At 44.8% G+C, this 21,049-nt stretch carries 13 protein-coding genes, 1 tRNA gene and 1 pseudogene; 3 read left to right on the plus strand and 12 right to left on the minus strand.

The features are described 5' to 3' along the window. Positions 1–76: 76 nt before the first annotated feature. Positions 77–199: pseudogene (gene rhuM / locus BACHE_RS18050) on the plus strand (RhuM family protein); the annotation flags it as partial. A gap of 150 nt (positions 200–349) precedes the next feature. Here the strand turns inward: rhuM and BACHE_RS04570 are convergent. From BACHE_RS04570 to pckA, 3 genes are all read right to left on the minus strand, one after another. Next, positions 350–3,172, minus strand: coding sequence for a M60 family metallopeptidase (locus BACHE_RS04570; protein ID WP_148229815.1), 2,823 nt, complete (start codon positions 3,170–3,172; stop codon positions 350–352). 104 nt (positions 3,173–3,276) lie between these two features. Next, positions 3,277–3,942, minus strand: a complete 666-nt coding sequence (locus tag BACHE_RS04575) for a nitroreductase family protein (RefSeq protein ID WP_013546543.1) — start codon at positions 3,940–3,942, stop codon at positions 3,277–3,279. A 452-nt stretch (positions 3,943–4,394) separates the two neighbouring features. Next, positions 4,395–6,002, minus strand: a complete 1,608-nt coding sequence (gene pckA, locus BACHE_RS04580; protein ID WP_013546544.1) for a phosphoenolpyruvate carboxykinase (ATP) — start codon at positions 6,000–6,002, stop codon at positions 4,395–4,397. Between the two features lie 313 nt (positions 6,003–6,315). Between pckA and upp the strand changes: the two genes are divergently transcribed. Next, the gene (gene upp / locus BACHE_RS04585; RefSeq protein WP_013546545.1) at positions 6,316–6,975 is read left to right on the plus strand and encodes a uracil phosphoribosyltransferase; all 660 of its coding nucleotides are present in this window, start codon (positions 6,316–6,318) and stop codon (positions 6,973–6,975) included. 21 nt (positions 6,976–6,996) lie between these two features. Here the strand turns inward: upp and BACHE_RS04590 are convergent, their stop codons facing one another. The 6 genes from BACHE_RS04590 to BACHE_RS04615 all read right to left on the minus strand — a co-directional run bounded on the left by BACHE_RS04590 (position 6,997) and on the right by BACHE_RS04615 (position 14,387). Next, the gene (locus tag BACHE_RS04590; protein ID WP_013546546.1) at positions 6,997–8,034 is read right to left on the minus strand and encodes a hypothetical protein; all 1,038 of its coding nucleotides are present in this window, start codon (positions 8,032–8,034) and stop codon (positions 6,997–6,999) included. Between the two features lie 16 nt (positions 8,035–8,050). Further along, the gene (locus BACHE_RS04595; RefSeq protein WP_013546547.1) at positions 8,051–9,439 is read right to left on the minus strand and encodes an MBOAT family O-acyltransferase; all 1,389 of its coding nucleotides are present in this window, start codon (positions 9,437–9,439) and stop codon (positions 8,051–8,053) included. A 4-nt stretch (positions 9,440–9,443) separates the two neighbouring features. Continuing rightward, positions 9,444–9,683 (minus strand): acyl carrier protein, encoded by a 240-nt coding sequence (locus BACHE_RS04600; RefSeq protein WP_013546548.1) that lies wholly within the window; start codon positions 9,681–9,683, stop codon positions 9,444–9,446. A gap of 12 nt (positions 9,684–9,695) precedes the next feature. Continuing rightward, positions 9,696–11,189 (minus strand): amino acid adenylation domain-containing protein, encoded by a 1,494-nt coding sequence (locus tag BACHE_RS04605; RefSeq protein WP_013546549.1) that lies wholly within the window; start codon positions 11,187–11,189, stop codon positions 9,696–9,698. 321 nt (positions 11,190–11,510) lie between these two features. After that, positions 11,511–12,515, minus strand: coding sequence for a 2-oxoacid:ferredoxin oxidoreductase subunit beta (locus BACHE_RS04610; protein ID WP_013546550.1), 1,005 nt, complete (start codon positions 12,513–12,515; stop codon positions 11,511–11,513). Between the two features lie 24 nt (positions 12,516–12,539). Beyond that, positions 12,540–14,387: a 2-oxoacid:acceptor oxidoreductase subunit alpha gene (locus BACHE_RS04615; RefSeq protein ID WP_041579197.1), complete on the minus strand. Its 1,848-nt coding sequence runs from the start codon at positions 14,385–14,387 to the stop codon at positions 12,540–12,542. Between the two features lie 208 nt (positions 14,388–14,595). Between BACHE_RS04615 and BACHE_RS04620 the strand changes: the two genes are divergently transcribed. Beyond that, positions 14,596–14,667 (plus strand) — tRNA-Arg (locus BACHE_RS04620). A 64-nt stretch (positions 14,668–14,731) separates the two neighbouring features. Here the strand turns inward: BACHE_RS04620 and secDF are convergent. The 3 genes from secDF to BACHE_RS04635 all read right to left on the minus strand — a co-directional run bounded on the left by secDF (position 14,732) and on the right by BACHE_RS04635 (position 21,041). After that, positions 14,732–17,737, minus strand: a complete 3,006-nt coding sequence (gene secDF, locus BACHE_RS04625) for a protein translocase subunit SecDF (protein ID WP_013546552.1) — start codon at positions 17,735–17,737, stop codon at positions 14,732–14,734. An 84-nt stretch (positions 17,738–17,821) separates the two neighbouring features. Next, positions 17,822–19,906, minus strand: coding sequence for a M3 family metallopeptidase (locus BACHE_RS04630; protein ID WP_013546553.1), 2,085 nt, complete (start codon positions 19,904–19,906; stop codon positions 17,822–17,824). Between the two features lie 34 nt (positions 19,907–19,940). Beyond that, positions 19,941–21,041 carry an endonuclease/exonuclease/phosphatase family protein gene (locus BACHE_RS04635; protein WP_013546554.1) on the minus strand — a complete coding sequence of 367 codons (1,101 nt, stop codon included), beginning with the start codon at positions 21,039–21,041 and terminating at the stop codon, positions 19,941–19,943. Positions 21,042–21,049 lie beyond the last annotated feature (8 nt).

Here is a 21,049-nt window from a genome sequence, read left to right on the forward strand (position 1 = left end):
TGGCTGAATTGTTTGAAAGAGACGCAAAAACAATAAGAAAGCACATTAATAATGTGTTTTCAGAGGAAGAGTTGCTTATTCTCTTGATGTTATCATATCCGTCGGCTATTGTGTGAAAAGCAAACGAGGTACTCAATTTCGCATTTGGGCAAATCGTATCTTAAAGGAATATCTTGTAAAAGGGTATGCCGTGAATAATCTTATTGACATCCTCCGGATTTCTTTTTTAATATTTGGGGCCGGCTTAAAAGAAAAAGAAAACCGTTTCAACCTTTACTGCAAATATCCGCAGGAAAGAAATCGGTAAAAGACTCCTTTCTTTTAAGCCGGCCCCGATTGTCTGTCCGGGTTATTCTGCTATGGCTTGTTTGCGCTTGCCATCAGCTTGTACGGCGTAAATGTCACAACCTTCCAGTTTTATGGAGGAGGGCACTTCAAAGGACAAGAAGTTGGAGAAGAACAGGAGCTTGTCTCCCTTCATCACTTCGAAGGCAACCGCTTCTTCACCGTTGCTGATGGAGATGTGTTGCCCCGAACGGCTGTATTTGGGAGTCTTACTGATTTTCTGATTGTTTTTGAACTGCGAATAGTGCCCTACATCACCCACCTTATAGTTGTCTATTCCTACATCTCCGTTCTTGCGGTCTTCCAAGTAATAGAAAGCATGCCGGGGTGCAGGAAAACGGGACATAAAGGCTTTGGTGTCAGCGATCATGGCGGGGGTCACATTGTAGTTCCAATTGCCGTACTGCTCTATTGTAACGTTGTTTACCGGTTCAAAGAAGCCCCAGCGTCCGAAGAATTCGGTCAGGTTCTCGTTGGCAGCCTGGCAGGCCATTCTGGCAAACAACAGTTGTCCGGCTCCGGGATTGCTCTCTGAGATCCGATTCTCGCGTAGGAGCTTGAACAGTTTCTGCCAGAAATCTGGTTTGTAGCCGCATCGGTGATAGTAGTTCCACAATTGCCAGTTCATGCGCATGTGAAGCTCGGTGTCTTCATTCTGATGGGTGGAATTCCCCATATTGTACCAGGCGTTTCCATTGATGCAGCGGGCGGTGGCGAGTGCGCTCAGTTCAGAGCCGCGCGAGCAATACTTCCCCAGCTTGTAGAGAATGTAGTTGGAGAACAGGTTGTTTGAGGATTCGGTAGAGCTCGGCCAGTTGATGGCACGCTGGTGGATATGCCCGATTTCATGCGCAGGCCCCCAGGCATTGTCTTTGGCGGCCATCACGTTGTCGTAAAGAAGGATATTATTCAGATAGGTATATACGAATGCTATTCGATAATCAGAAGCCCACATATAGCCCTCTTCGGGTGAGATGGCGAAAATGTGGTTGTTTACCTGTGAAGGGCGCACATCGTCAATGCCCATAAGTTCTTGCTGCCAGCCTATGATATTATCCCAAAGATGGATGGCGGACAGAATATTGTTGGGCAGATATTCTCGCATTTTGTTCAAGTGAAAATAGAACATGATTTTTTCACCGCGTACACAGAAGTATTTGTAGGTTGCTTTTTTTAGCAGTTCGGCATAAGTCTCGTCGGTCTTGTCTTCTTTAAGATCGAAGAAGCCGTTGACTGTTCCATTCTGCAGGGGGATATGGATGCGTACGGGCTGGGCCGAGGGGGAAAGTAAGTCGGTGTTGTACATGACGAACAGCATGCCCTTTCTCCGGATGCCGATTTTGTTTACTCCTTCATGCAGGAAGTAGGTGTCACCTCCGGCCTCTACATCGGGAATGAGCTGTATGGATATGGATTGTCCGTGAGTGTCGCCTACCAGTACAAGAATGGAATCGCCTGCTTCGGCATAGATGCCGGTGGGGTTGTCAAGGTTGCTGTATCGCTTGGTCATGAGCTTTTCCGCCCATATTTCTACGTCACTGTAAGGCTGATAACTCTGAATGCGGAATTTCTTTTCCCACGCGTCATACTTGTCATTTTTCAGATAGCTTCCTATCTGGGCAAAATAAGGAGGAAGACTGTTGATTTGCTCGTCTGTGATTCCCTCTTTCAGTTCGGAACAGGAAGCGTCCGTGAATATGCCAAGGAGCTGTTTCTTCAGTTTGTCGTCAACGTTGTTTTTAAAGAACTGCATTTCATCGCAACTCACAAAGTCACCTGCTCCACTCTTTACCGAGAATTTTATTTTAGTGGCGTTCTTCAAAGGAGTATTGAAGATGACCTTGGAAGGTGCATTCTGTTTCTTGAAATCGAAAGAACCGTACAGTTTGTATTCAGGCTCTGCTTCGGTAGCGGTGAAAACGTCCACTTCGCCGAAGTTGCCGTTCCCAGCACGGGTATGATAGATGAAGTAGTCTATTTCTTCCTTACCGTCGAAAGTGAATTCCAACGTGACAGGGAATTGGGCTGGCTTTCCCCAGATAGAATGGTAGGGAGTACCGCCGAATATGCCGTCAAAGCAATGCTCTATTCCCTGGCCGGGCTGGTTTTCGCTGGCGGTTCCTCCGGTGGGCTTTATCAGAATATCACCTGTGGCCTCTACATCGTCTGTACCGATGCTCAGAGCAGCTTGTACAATTGTACAGATAGCTTTGACTTCGGGGTCTTGTTTGGCTATGAAGCTGATTTGAGCCGTTCGACTCTCAAAAGTTTTATTGGGCGATATGCGAAATGCATGATCATAATCTACCAGAGCCTTTGTAGCAGCTTCCTGAGTTATCCATTCCTGATCTTTGGGCATCTGTATGTCGTATTCCACGTTGGCTGTGACCGTAACGGTCAATTGTCCGCCTCCGGCGTCCATTTGGGATGCGGATTTTTTTAGCAGAACGGCTTTTCCATATCCCAGTTGGTTTATCCGTATCGTATAATCTCCTGTGGGAGTTTTTACAGTCACGTCGGCGCTTCTGACATCGGGTTCTTCATTTGCTTTTACCACGATGGTGATGGAGGACTGTGAAGTGGTCTGGGATGTGGTGGCAAGACACCAGTTACTGCTGCTTTCTACGCTCCATTCACCGGAGTTCAGATTGGTCTTCACAGGGATTGAAATGTTGGCTTGCTCTTTCTGGAAATCGTGCACTAAATCACTTTCCGCAATGAGGAATTCCGGTTTTATAGCCGGATCCTTTTCTTCGGAGCACGAGAACCAACAAGATAGGGATAACAGGAATAGAAGATAAGAAAGTATTTGAGTCATAGTTTTCATGGTATTGAAAGTGTAAAATAAGAGAGAGATATAAGGTGCTGAAATTCTTGAAAGAAAACTTCCAATTATTTACGATTTTTCTGGTGTGTTAGTTGGCATATTTACTATTCTATGAACTGCACTTTCTCTTTGATTCTTGGTTTGGCGGCAGGCGCTTCGTCAGGATAGCCGAAGGCGATGCAGTAAAGCAGGTTGTATCCTTCCGGGAAATCCAGCTTCTTCAGGTACTCTGCGGCTTCGGGTGTGTCGGTCATGAAGCGTGTGGGGCTTGCCAAGCAGCAAGAGCCGATGCCCATAGACCAGGCGGACAGCACCATGTTCTCGCCCAACAGTCCGCAGTCTATTTGCGAACAGTCATAAGAGGTGTCGTTGCCGATGAATACCACCGTGGGCGCATTGCGGAACATGTTCCTGAAGCCGGGGGCTTCTGCCGCTTTCGGATTCTTTTGTTTGAACACCTCGCTCACTCCGTTCAAGAAATCAGGATTGTCCACCACACGCACGGCCCAAGATTGTTTGTTTTGTCCGTTGGGGGCATTGATGCCACATTCCAGAATGATTTGCATCGTGTCGCGGTTCACCGCTTGTGGTTTGTACTGGCGGATGCTGCGGCGCGTCATGATGGTTTCAATGACTGCATTCTTGCTGTCTGCCGTACAGTCGTCAGTTACCTTTTGGGCTGCCGGGGTGCAGGCGGTTGCCACAAAAATCGTGATGCCGATGAGGCTACATAGGCCGATGCCGCAGATGGTTTCTCTTAATGTTTTCATACTTTTTCTTTTATGTTTCGTGGCAAAGATAATCTATTTTTTTCTTAGATGTCTGATGTCCTAACTAAATCTATGTTAGGGACGGACGAAAATTGTGATCTTGCATACTCTATCATGAGGTAGGGACAAAGGCGGTCTGGACTGCTTACTAAAGAGTTCTTACCTATGCTTTAAACTATATCTCCGCAGTGGAAATGTATATCTTGGTATTGGAGATTACAGTCTTAGATTTTGAGATGTATATCTCGGTGGCCGAGATATAGATTATTCCATATATGAGCAGGCTTTTCTCTTAAGGGGTGGATGTATTGTACCGGGAGTGTGGGTGCTTCTTCCTTAATGGCTGATGGGGTGCGGTTGGATAGTGAGACTGTCATTGAATCTGCGTCCCTCCAACAAAAAAAGCGGTTCCAAAGATTGGAACCGCTTTAAGAATATGTAAACTGGTTTTATTAGAGTTTCGGACCGGCAGCAACCAAAGCTTTACCGGCTTCGTTGCCTGTGAACTTAGCGAAGTTCTTGATGAAGCGGGCAGCCAGGTCTTTGGCTTTTTCTTCCCACTTGCAAGCACAGTCATAAGTGTCGCGAGGATCAAGGATCTTCGGATCAACACCCGGCAATGCAGTCGGAACAACGAAATCGAAGTAAGGGATAACCTTAGTCGGAGCCTTGTCGATAGAACCGTCAAGGATAGCGTCGATGATGCCACGAGTGTCGCGGATAGAGATACGCTTGCCTGTACCGTTCCAGCCTGTATTTACCAAGTATGCCTTAGCACCAACCTTGTTCATCTTCTTAACCAATTCTTCTGCGTATTTAGTAGGATGCAAGCTCAAGAAAGCTGCACCGAAGCAAGCGGAGAATGTAGGAGTCGGTTCAGTGATACCACGTTCTGTACCTGCCAACTTAGCGGTGAAACCGGACAGGAAGTAATACTGAGCCTGTTCGGGGTTCAGGATAGATACCGGAGGCAATACACCGAAGGCATCAGCAGACAGGAAGATTACTTGGTGTGCGTGAGGGCCTTTGGATACAGGCTTAACGATGTTCTCGATGTGGTAGATAGGATAAGAAACACGAGTGTTTTCTGTAACGCTCTTGTCTGCGAAGTCAATCTTGCCGTCGGCAGCAACCGTTACGTTCTCCAACAGGGCGTCACGCTTGATGGCAGCGTAGATATCGGGTTCGCTTTCTTTATCCAGATTGATAACCTTGGCATAGCAACCACCTTCATAGTTGAATACGCCTTCGTCATCCCATCCGTGCTCGTCATCACCGATCAACTTACGTTTCGGGTCGGTTGACAAGGTAGTCTTACCTGTACCGGACAGACCGAAGAAGATTGCAGAGTCAGTACCTTCCATGTTGGTATTGGCAGAACAGTGCATGGAAGCGATGCCGCGAAGAGGGTTCTTGTAGTTCATGATAGAGAACATACCTTTCTTCATTTCACCACCATACCAAGTGTTCAGGATAACTTGTTCGTTGGTCTTCAGGTTGAATACAGTAGCTGTCTCAGAGTTCAGACCCAGTTCCTTGTAGTTGTCAACTTTTGCTTTGGAAGCGTTGAATGATACGAAATCGGGTTCTCCGTAGTTGGCAAGTTCTTCGGCAGTCGGGCGGATGAACATGTTAGTTACGAAGTGAGCCTGCCATGCTACTTCCATGATGAAACGTACTTTCATACGAGTTCCTTCGTTAGCACCGCAGAAAGTATCTACAACAAACAGGCGTTTGCCGCTCAATTCCTTAACGGCTTTAGCCTTCAGGTCGGCCCAAGCTGCTTCAGAGCAAGGCTTGTTGTCATTCTTGTATTCTTCAGAAGTCCACCATACAGAGTCTTTGCTGGCTTCATTCATAACGAAGAATTTATCTTTAGGAGAACGTCCGGTGTAGATACCTGTCATTACGTTCACAGCACCCAGTTCAGTTACTTGACCTTTTTCGAAGCCTTCCAGACCCGGTTTGGTCTCTTCGGCGAACAATACATCATAAGACGGGTTGTGGAAAATTTCCTTCACGTCTTTGATACCGTACTTGCTTAAATCTAAATTTGCCATTTCTTTTTAAGATTTTAAAATTGGTATTTGGTTTATAATCTCTTTACCTTAAATAAAGTGCAAGGGGAACATGGGAAGAAATCTCTTTTTTAGTTGCTTTGCAGTACGCCCCTTGTTTTTCGCCTACAAAAGTAATACTTTCTTTTTAAAGAAATACCCTATTAGAGAAATTTTTCTTTAATGAGAAGTCTTTTATAAAACCATAACAATATCTGTAACATGAATGTTGCAAATTGGATGAAAATCGCTTACTTTGCAGCCGTTTTTATTCAAAAAAGAACGATTAAGGATATATTAACCCGATAACAAAATAATGAAGATTATTAATTTAGCTGAGACAACTTCTGTCTTGAACCAGTATGTGGCCGAGATTCGTGATGTGGCAGTACAAGGCGACCGGATGCGTTTCCGCCGTAATATTGAACGCATCGGAGAGATGATGGCGTATGAAATGAGCAAAGGATTGACCTATTCCGTCAAGCAAGTGCGAACTCCGCTGGGGATAGCCTCGGTCAATACTCCTGATGATGACATTGTGATAGCAACCGTTTTCCGTGCCGGATTACCCCTGCATACGGGTTTCCTGAACGTGTTCGACCGTGCCGGCAATGCTTTTGTGTCTGCCTACCGTTATTATAAGGACAAAGAATGCCGCACGGTAGATGTACATATTGAATATATAGCTACTCCGGATCTATCGAGGAAAACTTTATTGCTGGTGGATCCGATGCTTGCCACGGGCGAAAGTATGGAACTTGCCTGGAAAGCATTCCTCACCAAAGGTACACCTGCCAAGTTGCAGATTGCCTGTGTTATTGCCAGCCGGCAAGGGGTGGAGCACTTGGAAAAATTGTTCCCCGGCGATGATGTGACTTTGTGGTGTGCTGCCATTGATCCGGAGATGAACGAACATTCCTATATTGTTCCTGGTTTGGGGGATGCGGGCGATCTGGCGTATGGGGATAAGATTTAAACAGCAGGTATGAGGGGATGTCTATGCACCCCCTTTGTAAATCTTTTCCATAATCTGTGCTCCAAGTATCGGACGATAATGTTCCTTTTCATAATAATTGTGGATGTCGCCTGTATATTCATTAATACCGGTGAAGTCAAATATATTTTCGGAACCGAAGACGCTTTTCAGGATTTTTATATCTTCAGGGCTTATGCTGATCTGATGAAAATCCGGGCTTATGATAATTTTGACTGAGGTATTGTGTTTCCGGCAGATGCTCTCTATCCTCTTCAGTAGGTGAAGTTGGCTGTCTTGGATAGCCGGTTTGGCTTCTTTGTATTTTCCGTCTCTGTAATCGTTCTCTTTTTTCTTCCGGAATTCTTCGTTGCGATTCTCCCAATATTTTTCTCCTTCTTTTTTTATCATCCTTTCTCTCGGATTTATGGCATCATTGGTTACCGGATCTCTGATGATGCCATAAGGGTTTATTATTCCTTGCATATAGGGGCGATATGTATGAAACAGCTTGTAGTCAAGATAGGGAAAGAATACATTCGGAAAGAAAAAAGCCTGGCAAAACCTCTTATGAAACTCGAAATGGCTCATTCCTGATATGTCGGGTGGAAGAATATTGCAGTATTCCGTCAAGAGCTGGTCGCGATGCAGAGATTCTTTATCCAGAATAAGGAGCAGGTTCTTGATATTTGCACCGTTCTTATCCAAAGCCTGTAACTTCATACTGATGGCTATCAGGCTCTCACCATTTCCGAATAAGCGTATGGCGCGTCCTCCCCTGAGATATTTTTCCCATTCGCGGCATTGATAAGCCATCGTGCAAGAATTTCCCATGATATAGGAATCGAAAGGTATGGAATCTCGGTTGTTCATGTATATCTGCCATCCGGTATATCCCTCGTTCAGCAGAAACGGAGAACTGTCATAACGATCATAATGTCTCAGTACCATGAAAGGGTCGGTTATGAAATATATCACCAATATGCTTATGAAAGGGATGCAAAGCAATAACAGCTTGCTTGAAAAGCGTATGGCTGCATTTCGTTCACTGTTTTTCTCCATAATGCGGATTTTGTTATTAGAATTGTAAATAGATGAAACTGTCCGAACTGAATTGCCCTAATGTGAAGAATAAGATAGCCATTAGAAAATAGATACTCCATCTGACTGTTACAGATTGCTTTTCCAAGGCAGTCAGCAGATCTTTTTGGCCCATGAAGTACTCATAGGTCAGAATAAGTATGAGGGCGCTTCCTGCTACGATGCAATTATGATCCGGTATTCCTATATTTATCTCTTTCCAACTTTTGTGGACATTGAATGAGATGTTCCCTATATAATAGAGTGCGTCTGAGACAGAATCTGCTCGGAAGAAAATCAGGGAGAAAGCGAAAAGAAGATAGGTTCTCAGTACGGACAATGTGGAAAATAGCGGATTTCCTATCCACCTTCTTATCTTATTACGGAAAGGCGTGGTTTTCGTCTCATAAAAGATGATTATTCCCTGAATTAGTCCATAGATGATGAAAGTCCATCCAGCGCCGTGCCATGCCCCCAATGCGGCAAATGTCAATGTAAGGCTCAGAAAAACTCCCCATTGCCCCCAATTGCGGAGGGTGGCAGATAGGGGGAGGTACAAGTAGTCTCTTACCCAGAATGAAAGAGACATGTGCCATCTCCTCCAAAAGTCAGCGGTAGTCTGTGCTATGAACGGTCGGTCGAAGTTGGGACTGAGCCTAAAGCCCAGCATGCGGGCGCCCCCCAAAGCAATGTCGGTATATCCGGAAAAATCGGCATATAATTCTATAGGATAAAGGAGGGCAGCCATCAGTAATTGTATTCCCGATGCTGTGTGTATGGAACTGAATATTTCATCTATGTAAGAGCCGATATAGTCTGCAAGTATCAGTTTTTTGACTAACCCCACTGCTATCAGTTTCATACCATAAACCATGGACTCATAATCAGTCTCTTTCTTTGATTTAAGTTGTGGAAGCATGTCACCAGCCCTTTCGATAGGCCCTGACAGAAACTTCATGAAAAAGAGCATATATATCAGAAAATCGATTAGGCTGTTTTCCGGTTTTTCTTCTTGCCAATAGATTTCCGTCAGATAGGAGATGGCTTGAAAGGTGTAGAATGAAATACCTAAAGGAAACAAAAAGTGATGGTCGATAAGCTGACCGGCATATCGGAATGCCAGCCAGCTTACAACTAAAAAACACACACCTGAAAAATAAATACTTTTTGTTCTCTTTTCATCTTTAGTCAGATCTATCCATCTGCCGAGCAAGAAAGTGGCGAATGAGATAAAAAGGGCTGTAAACAGGAAAACAATGTGATGGAACCCTATAAAAATAAAACTGGCAGCCAGCAGTATTGCTTTCTTGTATTTGGGTACAACCGTGTGGTACAGGATGAAAGTGAATGAGAATAGTAAGACAAAGTCCAGAGAAATGAATGACATTGTGTTATTGAACTTTTATTGAGATTGAATTACATATATCCCCTACATTTTTGAGCCGGACGATATCTCTGAAAGTAAAGCGTACATTGAATTGTTTCTCTATCTTGTTTATCAGTTGCATATTGGTCAAAGAATCCCATCCTTCCACATCTTGGGCAGTAGTTTCATTGGTGAGTGAAATATCTTCCCTTTTTAAAACCTCCTGAAAAATCAAGTTTAGTTCATCTAAAATAATCTTCTGCATGTTCATATAACTTTAAATTAATTCTTTTATCTTCTTTATATCTGTTTTGCTGTTGGTATTCAAAGGAAATTGTTCCAGGCAATGTATCTGTTTTGGAATCATATAGAAAGGTAATCTGCTGCTCATGTATTCCTCCAACTGTTGTTTGTTATAATGCACTCTTTCTATAATCAAATGCAGTTCGCAATGAGAATTTTCAGTATATTTTGGAATGACAACTGCTTTGCATTCACCTTTGAAGAAGTTTTTCACTACATGTTCTATCTCGCTCAGTTCGACGCGGAATCCTTGGATTTTTATTTGAGAATCTTTACGTCCGCAATAGATAATATCTCCATCGGAATCCATGCGGCAGAGATCGCCGGTTTTATAGTAGATTTTCCCATCGGCTGTTTCGACAAGAGATTCTTTGCTTTTTTGGGGAGAATTCCAGTAACTTTTCATCACTTGTTTGCCGCTGATCCATAGCTCTCCGGTTTCACCGGGAGAGAGAAGGTGCGAGTCATCACTCATAATCAGCGTGTTTACTCCATCAAAAGGCTTTCCGATGGCAATCATTCCATTGTGGTGCTTGCAGGAGACCATAGGTATTGGGTAGGCAGTACAATATATGGTTCCTTCCGTGGGACCGTATAAATTTACAAATGAGGCATTAGGGGCGCATTTTCGGAATGCTGACAGCAGTTCTACTTCTGATGCCTCGGCGGTAACTACAAGATATTTAAGTTCGGGTAAATTTATTTCTGAGAAATAGGGGCGTAATAACCGGAGTAGTGAAGGTGCTACGGTTGCGAAGGTGAGGCTATACTTTTCCAAAACTTCGGCAACATTGATATATTTCACTCCATCCGGAGAGATGGTGTATATGCATGCTCCCAAAGTTAGCGGATATAGATATGATACGATGGATACGTCGAAAGTAAGCTCGAACATTTGCAGCATTCGGTCATTTTCATTCAATATCCAGCCAAGACGACTGTATGCTGCATAGAAGGCATTCAGGTTACTGCGGGAAATAGGGACTCCTTTAGGCTCTCCTGTGCTGCCCGAAGTGAAGATGATGTATGCGTTTTCATTTTCTTCCGTATGGATATGCGGAAAGAAAGTGGGAGACGGCTGTGGCAAGTTTGAAGTACATATAAGTTCTACATCCCGAGTATCAAGATTCAGGATGTGTATATCTTCAGAGTATAGAACCAGATGTATGTCAGCTACTTCAGCTATTTTCTTGTTTCTTTGTTTGGGATAGGCCGGATGCAGAATGACATAGGTTCTTCCGCTAATCAATACTGCCAGTATGGAGGCATACGTTTCCAGTTTGTTTTCTGCCACAATTCCTACGATTTTCTCTTTTTTGTCGTTTATCCGGGCAGCTATCCTGCAAACGGTTGCCGACAATTGTTCGTAGGTGTAGGCGATATCGTCAATAACGAATGCATGCTTTGGGGCATACTTCCCAAAGGCTTTTGCAATGTCGTTTATCAAATCATTCTGATTCTCTTTCATTATGCCCCTTGAGCTTTATAGTTTAGTAATTTGTTAGTTGATAGCAGTTGGCTAATAGCAATAACTCTATTAGTTTTACTGTTTGATAAAGACAAGGGTATTTCGGTCTTTCCCTATCTGATGACCGTTAATGTATGCAAAAGTGATGGATTCCCCGGGATGTCTGTCCAGATAATAGCAAACCCGGAAATACGCTATATAGTGTAAATCCGGGTAGGACGCATAAGAGTTGTTTTTATTCTGAATCCCTCTTCACCGATGTGTTGCTTATGAAAGGCAATGTGAAGGGAGAATAGAAACAGTCGTTATAAACGGGGTGGGCTATTTCACTTCCCACGTGTCATTGGTCATTAGTAATTCCTGGAAGTTGTGATATTTTTTCTTTCCGGAAATATCATTGATCTGCTCATGGACGGCATCGTTGTAAGTAGGAGCTTCCACGTCACGGATGACACCGAGGGCAACGGGGAAATCCGGGCCTTCCATCAGGGCAAGTTTCAGTTGTACGGTGTTATCTGTGCAATGTGCATCATGCACCAAGATGTCTTTTTCTGTGATGCCGTTTTCACCAAGCTTTACAACTTTCAGTCCGAAGCCTTCCTGCATTAGTCCGTATTCATTATTTTCACCGAACAGCATTGGTTTGCCATGCTGCAGATAGATGGCGTTTTTGGCACGGCCCTCTTTTTTATAAACATCTCCGTAGGTGTTGTCATTGAAGATGACGCAGTGTTGCAGAATCTCGCAGACAGTGGCTCCCTTATGGTTGGCGGCAGCTTTGAGGACATCAACTGTTCCTGTAGCATCTGTTGCCACGCAACGTGCAAAGAAGCGTCCGCGTGCGCCGAAACAAAGCTCTGCCGGACGGAACGGATCTTCAACTGTACCGTAGGGTGAGGATTTGCTGACAAAACCACGAGGAGATGTCGGAGAATACTGTCCCTTGGTCAGACCATAGATACGGTTGTTCAGCAACAGGATATTTATGTCGATATTGCGGCGTATGGCGTGGATGAAATGATTGCCACCGATGGCCATACCGTCACCGTCACCGGATATCTGCCATACCATCAAATCGGGATTAGCTACTTTACAACCGGTGGAGATGGCGGCAGCACGTCCGTGAATGGTCTGCATCGCATATGTATTCATATAATAAGGCAGACGGCTGGAGCAACCGATGCCGGAGATTACTGCTGTTTCGCTGGGAGCAATGCCGATCTCGGCCATCGCTTTGTGCAGTGAAGCCAGGAAGAAGTGGTCACCGCAACCCGGACACCAACGGGGCTGTCCTTTTTTGAAGTCTTTCGCTGTATATTCGCTCATAATGTTTCTTTCTTTACAGGGTTATTACTTGTTTAGAATCTCGGTGAAGGCGGCAACTAACTCGGCTACGACAAATGGTTGTCCTTTGACTTCATTGAATTGATACGGCGTGAAGTTGTCGATCTTCATGCGCAGGTATCCGGCAAATTGTCCCAGATTCTGTTCGGCAACTACTACTTTTTTGTATTTCTTCAGAACGGTTTCTGTGTTTTGAGGTAGCGGGTTGATGTAGCTGAAGTGAGCAAGCGCCACTTTCTTTCCAGATTTGTTCATTTCTTCTACTGCCGAATACAAGTGGCCGTAAGTGCCTCCGAAACCGACAACTAACAGGTCGGCGTCATTTGCGCAGCCTTGTACTTCCACATCAGGAACTTCTATCTTGGCGACTTTCTCGGCACGCAAGTGGCACATCAGGTTGTGATTATCGGGATCGGTAGAGATGGCGCCTGTATTGCTGTCTTTTTCCAGACCACCTAAAATATGGGTATAACCTTCTTGTCCCGGGATGGCCCAATAGCGCACGCCGGTTTTTGGATTACGTTTGTATGGGGTATAATTGTCCTTCATCTCCGGAGTTACGTACGGAGGGTGAATGGCAGGACATTCATTTAGGTTTGGCAGCTTCCATGCACCTGAACCGTTGGCGACAAAAGCATCGGTCAGTAATACGACCGGAGTCATGTGTTCCAAAGCTATCTTACAGGCATTGAAGGCTGCATTAAAACAGTTAGTTGGAGAAGTTGCGGCAATAACCGGCATAGGACTTTCCCCATTGCGTCCGAAAAGGGCTTGCAATAGGTCGGTCTGTTCCGATTTTGTGGGCAGACCGGTAGAAGGACCACCTCGCTGAACATCAAGAATCACTAACGGAAGTTCTGTAATGACAGCCAGATTCATGGCTTCCGACTTCAGGCAGACACCGGGACCGGAAGTGGTGGTGACGGCAAGTGAGCCTGCAAAAGAAGCACCTACTGCTGTGGCACAACCGGAGATTTCATCTTCGCATTGAACGGTCATTACTCCTAATGATTTGTGTTTGGCAAGTTCGTGCAGTACATCAGTTGCCGGAGTGATAGGATAGGAACCGAGGAATAGCTTCAGACCGGCTTTTTCGGCAGCGGCTATAAAGCCGTAAGCAGTTGCTTTGTTGCCTGTGATATCCATGTAGCGACCGGGAGAGGTAGTCTTGCTTTCAATCTTGTAAGTATTGGCTACAGAAGCATGAGTATTATGTCCATAGTTATATCCTGCATGTATAACTTTAATGTTGGCTTCTGCTATTTCAGGCTTTTTGGAGAATTTCTCACGGATGAAACTTTCGGCAAGCTTCAGGTCGCGATTGAATAACCAACAAACCAAGCCTACTGTGAACATATTACGACATTTCATCATGGATTTATTGTCCATTCCTGTGTCTGAAAGGCAATCTTTTACCATTTGTGAGATGGGAGCGGCAATAACATCTTGCTTGATGTCCATTTCTTCAATCGGGTTGTCGGTCTTATAGGCTGCCTTTTCCAAATCTGATTTCTGGAAGGCATCTGTGTCAATGATGATACAAGCGGTGGACTTGGCAAACTTATACTGTGTTTTCAATGCAGCAGCGTTCATTGCTACCAATACGTCGCATTTGTCGCCCGGAGTATAAACTTTATCTGCACCGATGTGCACCTGAAAGCCTGATACACCGGTCAGTGAACCTTGCGGAGCACGAATATCTGCCGGGTAATCGGGGAATGTACTGATGTCATTGCCTACCGTAGCCGAAACTGTTGAAAAGATGTTGCCGGCGAGTTGCATACCATCACCGGAGTCTCCGGAGAAGCGGACTACCACTTGCTCCAGTTCTTTGACCATCATGTCATTTGCCATAACTTACGATTTTCTATAGATTAATTTTTAGGGATTGCTATTCACTTACATAGCCACAAATTTCGCAAAGTTAATTGGATTAACAAAACTTTTTTCGGAAAATCGGCAGAATACATTATCTTTGCATCCACAAATGAATAAGTGTGGCGTTAGAAGGCTTATAGATATTCTACAAATATTCTGCAGAAGCCTATAATCATGTTTATAAGGTCTTGTAGTTCAACGGATAGAATAGAAGTTTCCTAAACTTTAGATCCGGGTTCGATTCCCGGCGAGACTACATAAAAAAAGAGGGAAGTCCAGTAATTGGGCTTCCCTCTTTCTTTATACTTTAATGATTGTTCTTATTTGGTTGTTTCTGCCACAGGCTCGGCTACTTTTTTATTCTTCATAAACATGTAGGCGATAGGGGATGCAACGAACAAGGAAGACAGTGTACCAACTACGACACCCAGAATCATAGCGAATGCAAAACTGCGGATAGAATCACCTCCGAGGATGAAAATGCACAGCAATACAATCAAGGTGCTCAGTGAAGTATTTATGGTACGGGCCAGAGTTGTGTTCAGTGAATCATTGAACAACAAGAACTTGTCACGCTTCGGATAAAGGCCGAAGAACTCACGCACACGGTCGAAGATTACCACTTTATCATTGATAGAGTAACCGATAGCTGTCAGGATAGCACCGATAAATGTCTGGTCAATTTCCAGTGAAAACGGCATCCAGCCCCAGCAGATGGAGTAAGCACCCAGGATAACGATGGTGTCGCAAGCTAATGCAGAAACAGAACCGATACTGTAAGCAATGTTGCGGAAACGAATCAGAATATAGATACCGATAGCAATCAATGCAAGTACAACAGACCAGATTGCAGATACTTTGATGTCGTCTGCGATGCTCGGACCTACCTTCTGAGAACTGATGATACTGCCACCCGTGTGATTTTCACGGTCAATGAAGGTTTCCAGAGTAATGTTCTGAGTCAGCAATGGTTTCAGAGTATCATACAAGTATGCTTCGATTTCAGAGTCAACATTGTTTCCTTCTTCTACAATGCGGTAGTTTGTACTGATACGTACAGTCTTGCCGTCCGTACCGATGGCGATAACACTTACGTTGGCATCACCGAACTTGCTGGAGATCAATTCACGTACTTGTTCCGGTTCTACTTTGTTTTCAAACTGCACCTTGAAGTTCCGTCCGCCGGTGAAATCGATGCTCTGACTTAAACCTCGTGTCATAAGGAATCCGAGGCAAACTACGACTGCGATACCTGTAATAGTCATCCATAATTTGTTTCTTCCCATGAAGTCGAAGTGTACGTTCGCCATCAGGTTTTTGGAAATCTTGGAGGAGAATGTCAGGTTCAGCAACTTGTCCTTACCCATGAAGTGTTCATAGAACAAACGTGTCATGAATACGGCTGTAAAGAATGAAATCAAGATACCGATGATCAACGTAGTTGCAAAACCACGGATAGGACCTGTACCGAAGTTGAACAGGATGATACCGGTGATGATAGACGTCAGGTTGGAGTCGAAGATAGCGGAGAAGGCGTTTGCATAACCATCGGACAATGCTTTCTTAACTCCCTTGCCCGCACGCAGTTCTTCTTTTGTACGTTCGTAGATCAATACGTTGGCATCCACGGCCATACCTAATGCCAATACCATACCGGCAATACCGGACATAGTCAGTGCAGCTTGGAAAGACGAAAGAATACCTAATGTGAAGAATAAGTTCAGTACGAGTGCACCGTTGGCAACCATACCCGGAATGAAACCGTACATGGAGCACATGTACACCATTAACAGAATTAACGCCACGACAAATGACATGATACCGGCATTGATAGAAGCCTGACCCAAAGAAGGACCTACGATATCTTCCTGTACGATGTGGGCAGGAGCCGGCATCTTACCTGATTTCAATACGTTAGCTAAGTCCTTTGCCTGTTCGGGCGTAAAGTGACCGGTAATTTGTGAGTTACCACCGGTGATTTCCTGATTTACATTAGGTGCAGAATAAACATAACCGTCCAACACGATGGCGATGCTTTTTCCGATATTCTGCTTGGTGAGTTGAGCCCAACGGCGTGCACCGTCCGTATTCATGGACATACTTACAGCAGGCTTACCATAGTGGTCGTATTCATCTTTAGCATTTACCACTACATCTCCTTCCAACGGAGCCTTTCCGTTACGTTCGGTTGACTTGATGGCATAAAGTTCAAAAGTCTGTGCTTTCGGATCATATTCATAAGGAGAAACACCCCATTTCAGATTTAAATCCTTCGGCATTTCGGCTCTGACTTCCGGCATGGAGAGGTATTTGTTGATTTCAGCGGTGTCTTTATAATTTGCATAAGCCACAACCGGGCCTTGTCCGCTGGGATTTACCTGTAACATAGCCAACAAAGGATGTTCTTTCTTAATCTGTGCAAGGTCGGCTGTTTGCGCTTTGCTTTCGCCCTTCAAGGCGGCGGCAAGGCTATCGGCGGTACTGGTAGTTTGTGCTACGGCAGGGGTCGTCACTGTAGTGCTGTCTGTAACGGTGCTGTCGGCAGGAGCTTCGTTTGACAGGACGGCACGCAATTTAGCATCAGCAGATTGTAGATAGGGAGCGATGTCTTTAGCATTGTATGTTTCCCAGAATTCCAGATTGGCAGATCCTTGTAATAACTTTCTTACACGCTCCGGCTCTTTGATACCGGGAAGCTCTACCATGATACGTCCCATTTTGTCTTCCAAACTTTGGATGTTGGGCTGAACCACGCCAAAACGGTCGATACGGGTACGGAGTACGTTGTATGAGTTGTCCACAGCAGCTTTAACTTCTTCGCGCAATACTTTTTCAACCTGAGCATCCGTAGATTTCTGATTTACTTTGTCTTTTAACTGTTGGGTTGCGAACAACTCTGAGAGAGTGGCGCCAGGAGCGAGTTTGTGATATTCTCTGACGAACAAGGTAATGACGTCATCCTGGCTTGTAGTAGCCTGTTTGGCTGCGTTTGCCAACGCTTGGTTGAATGTTTCGTCTGGTTTGTTGTCCGCCAATGCTTTGATGACATCGGGTACGGAAACTTCAAGGATGACGTTCATACCGCCCTTCAAGTCCAAACCTAAACTGATTTCCATTTCACGACATTGTTTCAGTGTCCAATTGCCAAAATACACTTTCTCGTTTGACAGAGAATCAAGATAGTCCTGTTCCACCTTCACATCGCCTTTTGCGAATTCTTTCGCCTTATTTGTATAGTGGCGAGTCACAAAAGAGAAAGAGAGATAGAACACACATACCAATGTAAGCAATATTGCAAAAATCCTTACAAGTCCTTTGTTTTGCATGTTACTTTTAGTTTATTATGATTACTTTTTTAATTAATTTCTGTTGCATACAAGGCTGCAAATATAGCTTTTTTTTCACAAACCTTACTTCATACCGCGATTTTTTAACATCGGGTCTAATTGAGGTTCAGCACCTCTGAAGTTCTTATAGAGGGTCATCGGGTCTTCACTGTCTCCTTTTTCCAAGACATTCCGGCGGAAAAGTTCAGCGGTCTGCTGGTCAAAAATGCCATGTTCTTTGAAAGCTTCGAAAGCGTCGTTGTCCAAAACATTTGCCCAAAGGTAGCTGTAATAGCCTGCTGCATAGCCTCCAATGATATGATTGAAGTAGGTGGTGCGGTAGCGGGGAGCTATTTCGGATATCAGTCCGAGTTTGTCCATGGCCTCTTTTTCGTAGGCCACCACATCGAGGTCTTTGGTATCTGTGAGGTTATGCAGATTCATGTCGAGAATGGCTGCCGCAAGCAGTTCGGTGGTCATGAAACCTTGATTGAAAGTTTTCTGGTTCAGAATTTTTTCAATAAGACTGTCAGGAATGGTTTCTCCTGTTTTGTAATGCTTGGCATACATCTTCAAGACTTCGGGTTCGGTAGCCCAATGCTCGTTGATTTGGGAAGGTAATTCTACGAAGTCGCGTACTACATTTGTTCCGGAAGTGCCTTTATACTGGCACTTGGTCAGCAGGCCGTGCAGTGCATGTCCGAATTCGTGGAACAGTGTTTCCACTTCATCCATTGTGAGCAAGGAAGGAGTGTCTCCCACGGGCTTTGTGAAGCTGCATACGTTGCATATCAATGGACGGATGTCTCCTTTCTGCTCGCGGTAGTTACTCATCCAAGCGCCTCCCCGCTTGCCGGCACGCGGGAAGTAATCCACGTAGAAGATGCCGAGCTGCGCACCATCTTTGTCTTTTACTTCGAATACTTCCACATCAGGATGATAGACAGGGATGCCTTCCATTTTGGTCAGTGTGATGCCATACAGCTTGCCTGCAACGGCAAATGCGCCTTCGCGTACATTTTCCAGTTTGAAGTAAGGCTTGATGTCTTCTTCTTCGAGGCTGTATTTTTCTTTGCGCAGTTTTTCCGTATAGTACCACCAGTCCCATGCTTCCAACTTCTCACCTTTGCCTTCTTTGTCCATCAATTGCTGGAGTTCGGCTGCTTCGGTTTTGGCTTTGGGCAGAGCGTAGCTCCACAGGTTGTTCAGAAAATTCATGACGGTGGTGGAGTTTTTCGCCATGGTATTGTCCAGAACAAAGTTTGAGTAGCAGTCATAGCCTAATAGCTTGGCTTTTTCCAGGCGCAGACTTACGATTTCGGTAATGGCCTTTTTGTTGTCGTTTGAGTCACCGTTGTTGCCACGGTTGATATATGCTTTGTACATCTTTTCGCGTAGCGGGCGATTGGCTGAATATTGCAGGAAGGGCAGCCGGCTGGCATTGTGCAGTGTGAAAAGCCATTTGCCCTCTTGTCCGTCTGCTTTGGCTTCTGCGGCTGCGCTTTGGCGGAACCATTCGGGCAGTCCGGTCAGATCTTCTTCTTTGTCCACATAGAGCTTGAAGGCATTGTTTTCGTTCAGGATATTATTGCCGAAGGTGATGCCGAGTGTGGAAAGCTGCTTGTTGATTTCACGTAGGCGAGCTTGTTTGTCAGCGGGGAGATTGGCTCCGGAACGGACAAAATCTTTATATACTTTTTCGAGAAGTCTTTGTTGTTCGGAGGTCAGCTTTAGAGAATTTTTTTGTTGGTAAACAGCGTCTATTTTCTTGAACAATTCTTGATTCAGTGAGATATTGTCGCTGTGTTCGGACAATACAGGCGCCAGTTTCATGTCAAGAGCCGACAGTTCGTCTGTGGTTTCGGCCTCCGTCAGATTAAAGAATACACCGCCTACACGATCCAGTATGGGTGAACTGTTGTCGAAAGCAGCGATTACGTTTTCAAAAGTCGGGGATTCGGTATTTCCGATGATTGCCTGAATGTTGGCATTTTGCTCTTCGATTCCTTTACGGAATGCGGGTTCGTAGTGCTCCGGCTTGATTTTGTCAAACGGAGGTACGCCGTTCGGGGTCTGAAACTCGGTAAGGAACGGATTGTTTTCCGTTTGGGTGGCACAGGAGTACATCATACAACTTGCTGCTAAGATTAGGATACTTTTTTTGAACATTGCTTTCTAAGGTATTAGATGTTTAATTGTTGGATTATTTTTTTCTGGCGATGTAGCACCATATCGGGTAATGGTCGGACTCTTTTATAGAACGATCTACGGTGCAGTTGTACGCCTTCAGGTTTTTACTTGTCAATATATTGTCTATTCGGAAATAGAACTTATTCTGGTTGTAGGAAATGCCCAAGCCGCGTCCGGATTGAGTAAAGGCATCATCCATATTTTGGGCAATGGTGCGGTGTGTATATGAAATGGGAGTGTCATTGAAGTCACCGCATACTATGATATAGGGGTGTGCCGATGATGCAATCTCGTTGGCAATGGTGTCGGCTTGCGGAGCACGGATGGCGGAAGCCTCTGCCAGTTTGCGTATCAGCAGGCGAATGCCGCTTTTCACTTTGTCCTTTTCGGGAGATTTCAACATGTCTTCATATACCACTTTATCGGCTTTTGTCAGTTTGTTCGATTCCAAATGATTATTGATAAGCGTGACAGTGTCTTCTCCAATCTTCACCTCATAGATGACAGAGCCGTTATATTCACTTGAATAATTGAGCCTGCGTGCAGAAAGGATGGGATATTTGGAATAGCAGGCTATCTGGTTGGTATATCCTTTTCCGCTGCCTACAATGTTGATACGATGATAAGGGTAGTCTCGCAGTTCATGGCTCACATCCTTTTGTGAGAGGTGGCGGGAAGATTCTATGGTGACATACTCTTGCAGACAGAGAATGTCGGCTCCGCTTTCTTTCAGGTAGGTCAGGATAGGGTTCCCGCCGTCTTTCTTGGTGGCTCCGTCAAATCCCATAATGTTGTAGGACAGTAGTTTGAAGCTCTCTTCTGGCAGGTTGTCCGTATGGAAATTGATGGGTAGATAAGTACGTATCTGAGAGTAGCACAGCAAAAAACCGATTAATGGCAGCAATGCAGATTTGTAGCGCTGTATGATCAGCCAGAAAACGAGAAAGCATCCGTTTATCATCAGGAAAATAGGGAATGTGAGCCCCAGACACGATTGAACGGGATGTGTCACCGGCTGGATGTGCGGGCTATAAGCGGTGAAAAGCAACAAGCCTGTAAAGAGGGCGTTGACCGCTAATATCAAAAGAACGACAAAGTTTCCGAAATGCTTCATTTTTCCAT

The organism is Bacteroides helcogenes P 36-108, from assembly GCF_000186225.1.
Classification (GTDB): domain Bacteria; phylum Bacteroidota; class Bacteroidia; order Bacteroidales; family Bacteroidaceae; genus Bacteroides; species Bacteroides helcogenes.

What these genes read in the sequence shown, in the direction of transcription:
- BACHE_RS04575 (WP_013546543.1), bottom strand. Translation starts at nt 3,942, where the DNA reads ATGAAAACATTAAGAGAAACCATCTGCGGCATCGGCCTATGTAGCCTC.
- BACHE_RS04570 (WP_148229815.1), bottom strand. Translation starts at nt 3,172, where the DNA reads ATGAAAACTATGACTCAAATACTTTCTTATCTTCTATTCCTGTTATCC.
- BACHE_RS04590 (WP_013546546.1), bottom strand. Translation starts at nt 8,034, where the DNA reads ATGGAGAAAAACAGTGAACGAAATGCAGCCATACGCTTTTCAAGCAAG.
- BACHE_RS04635 (WP_013546554.1), bottom strand. Translation starts at nt 21,041, where the DNA reads ATGAAGCATTTCGGAAACTTTGTCGTTCTTTTGATATTAGCGGTCAAC.
- BACHE_RS04615 (WP_041579197.1), bottom strand. Translation starts at nt 14,387, where the DNA reads ATGGCAAATGACATGATGGTCAAAGAACTGGAGCAAGTGGTAGTCCGC.
- BACHE_RS04595 (WP_013546547.1), bottom strand. Translation starts at nt 9,439, where the DNA reads ATGTCATTCATTTCTCTGGACTTTGTCTTACTATTCTCATTCACTTTC.
- BACHE_RS04610 (WP_013546550.1), bottom strand. Translation starts at nt 12,515, where the DNA reads ATGAGCGAATATACAGCGAAAGACTTCAAAAAAGGACAGCCCCGTTGG.
- upp (WP_013546545.1), top strand. Translation starts at nt 6,316, where the DNA reads ATGAAGATTATTAATTTAGCTGAGACAACTTCTGTCTTGAACCAGTAT.
- pckA (WP_013546544.1), bottom strand. Translation starts at nt 6,002, where the DNA reads ATGGCAAATTTAGATTTAAGCAAGTACGGTATCAAAGACGTGAAGGAA.
- BACHE_RS04630 (WP_013546553.1), bottom strand. Translation starts at nt 19,906, where the DNA reads ATGTTCAAAAAAAGTATCCTAATCTTAGCAGCAAGTTGTATGATGTAC.
- BACHE_RS04605 (WP_013546549.1), bottom strand. Translation starts at nt 11,189, where the DNA reads ATGAAAGAGAATCAGAATGATTTGATAAACGACATTGCAAAAGCCTTT.
- BACHE_RS04600 (WP_013546548.1), bottom strand. Translation starts at nt 9,683, where the DNA reads ATGCAGAAGATTATTTTAGATGAACTAAACTTGATTTTTCAGGAGGTT.
- secDF (WP_013546552.1), bottom strand. Translation starts at nt 17,737, where the DNA reads ATGCAAAACAAAGGACTTGTAAGGATTTTTGCAATATTGCTTACATTG.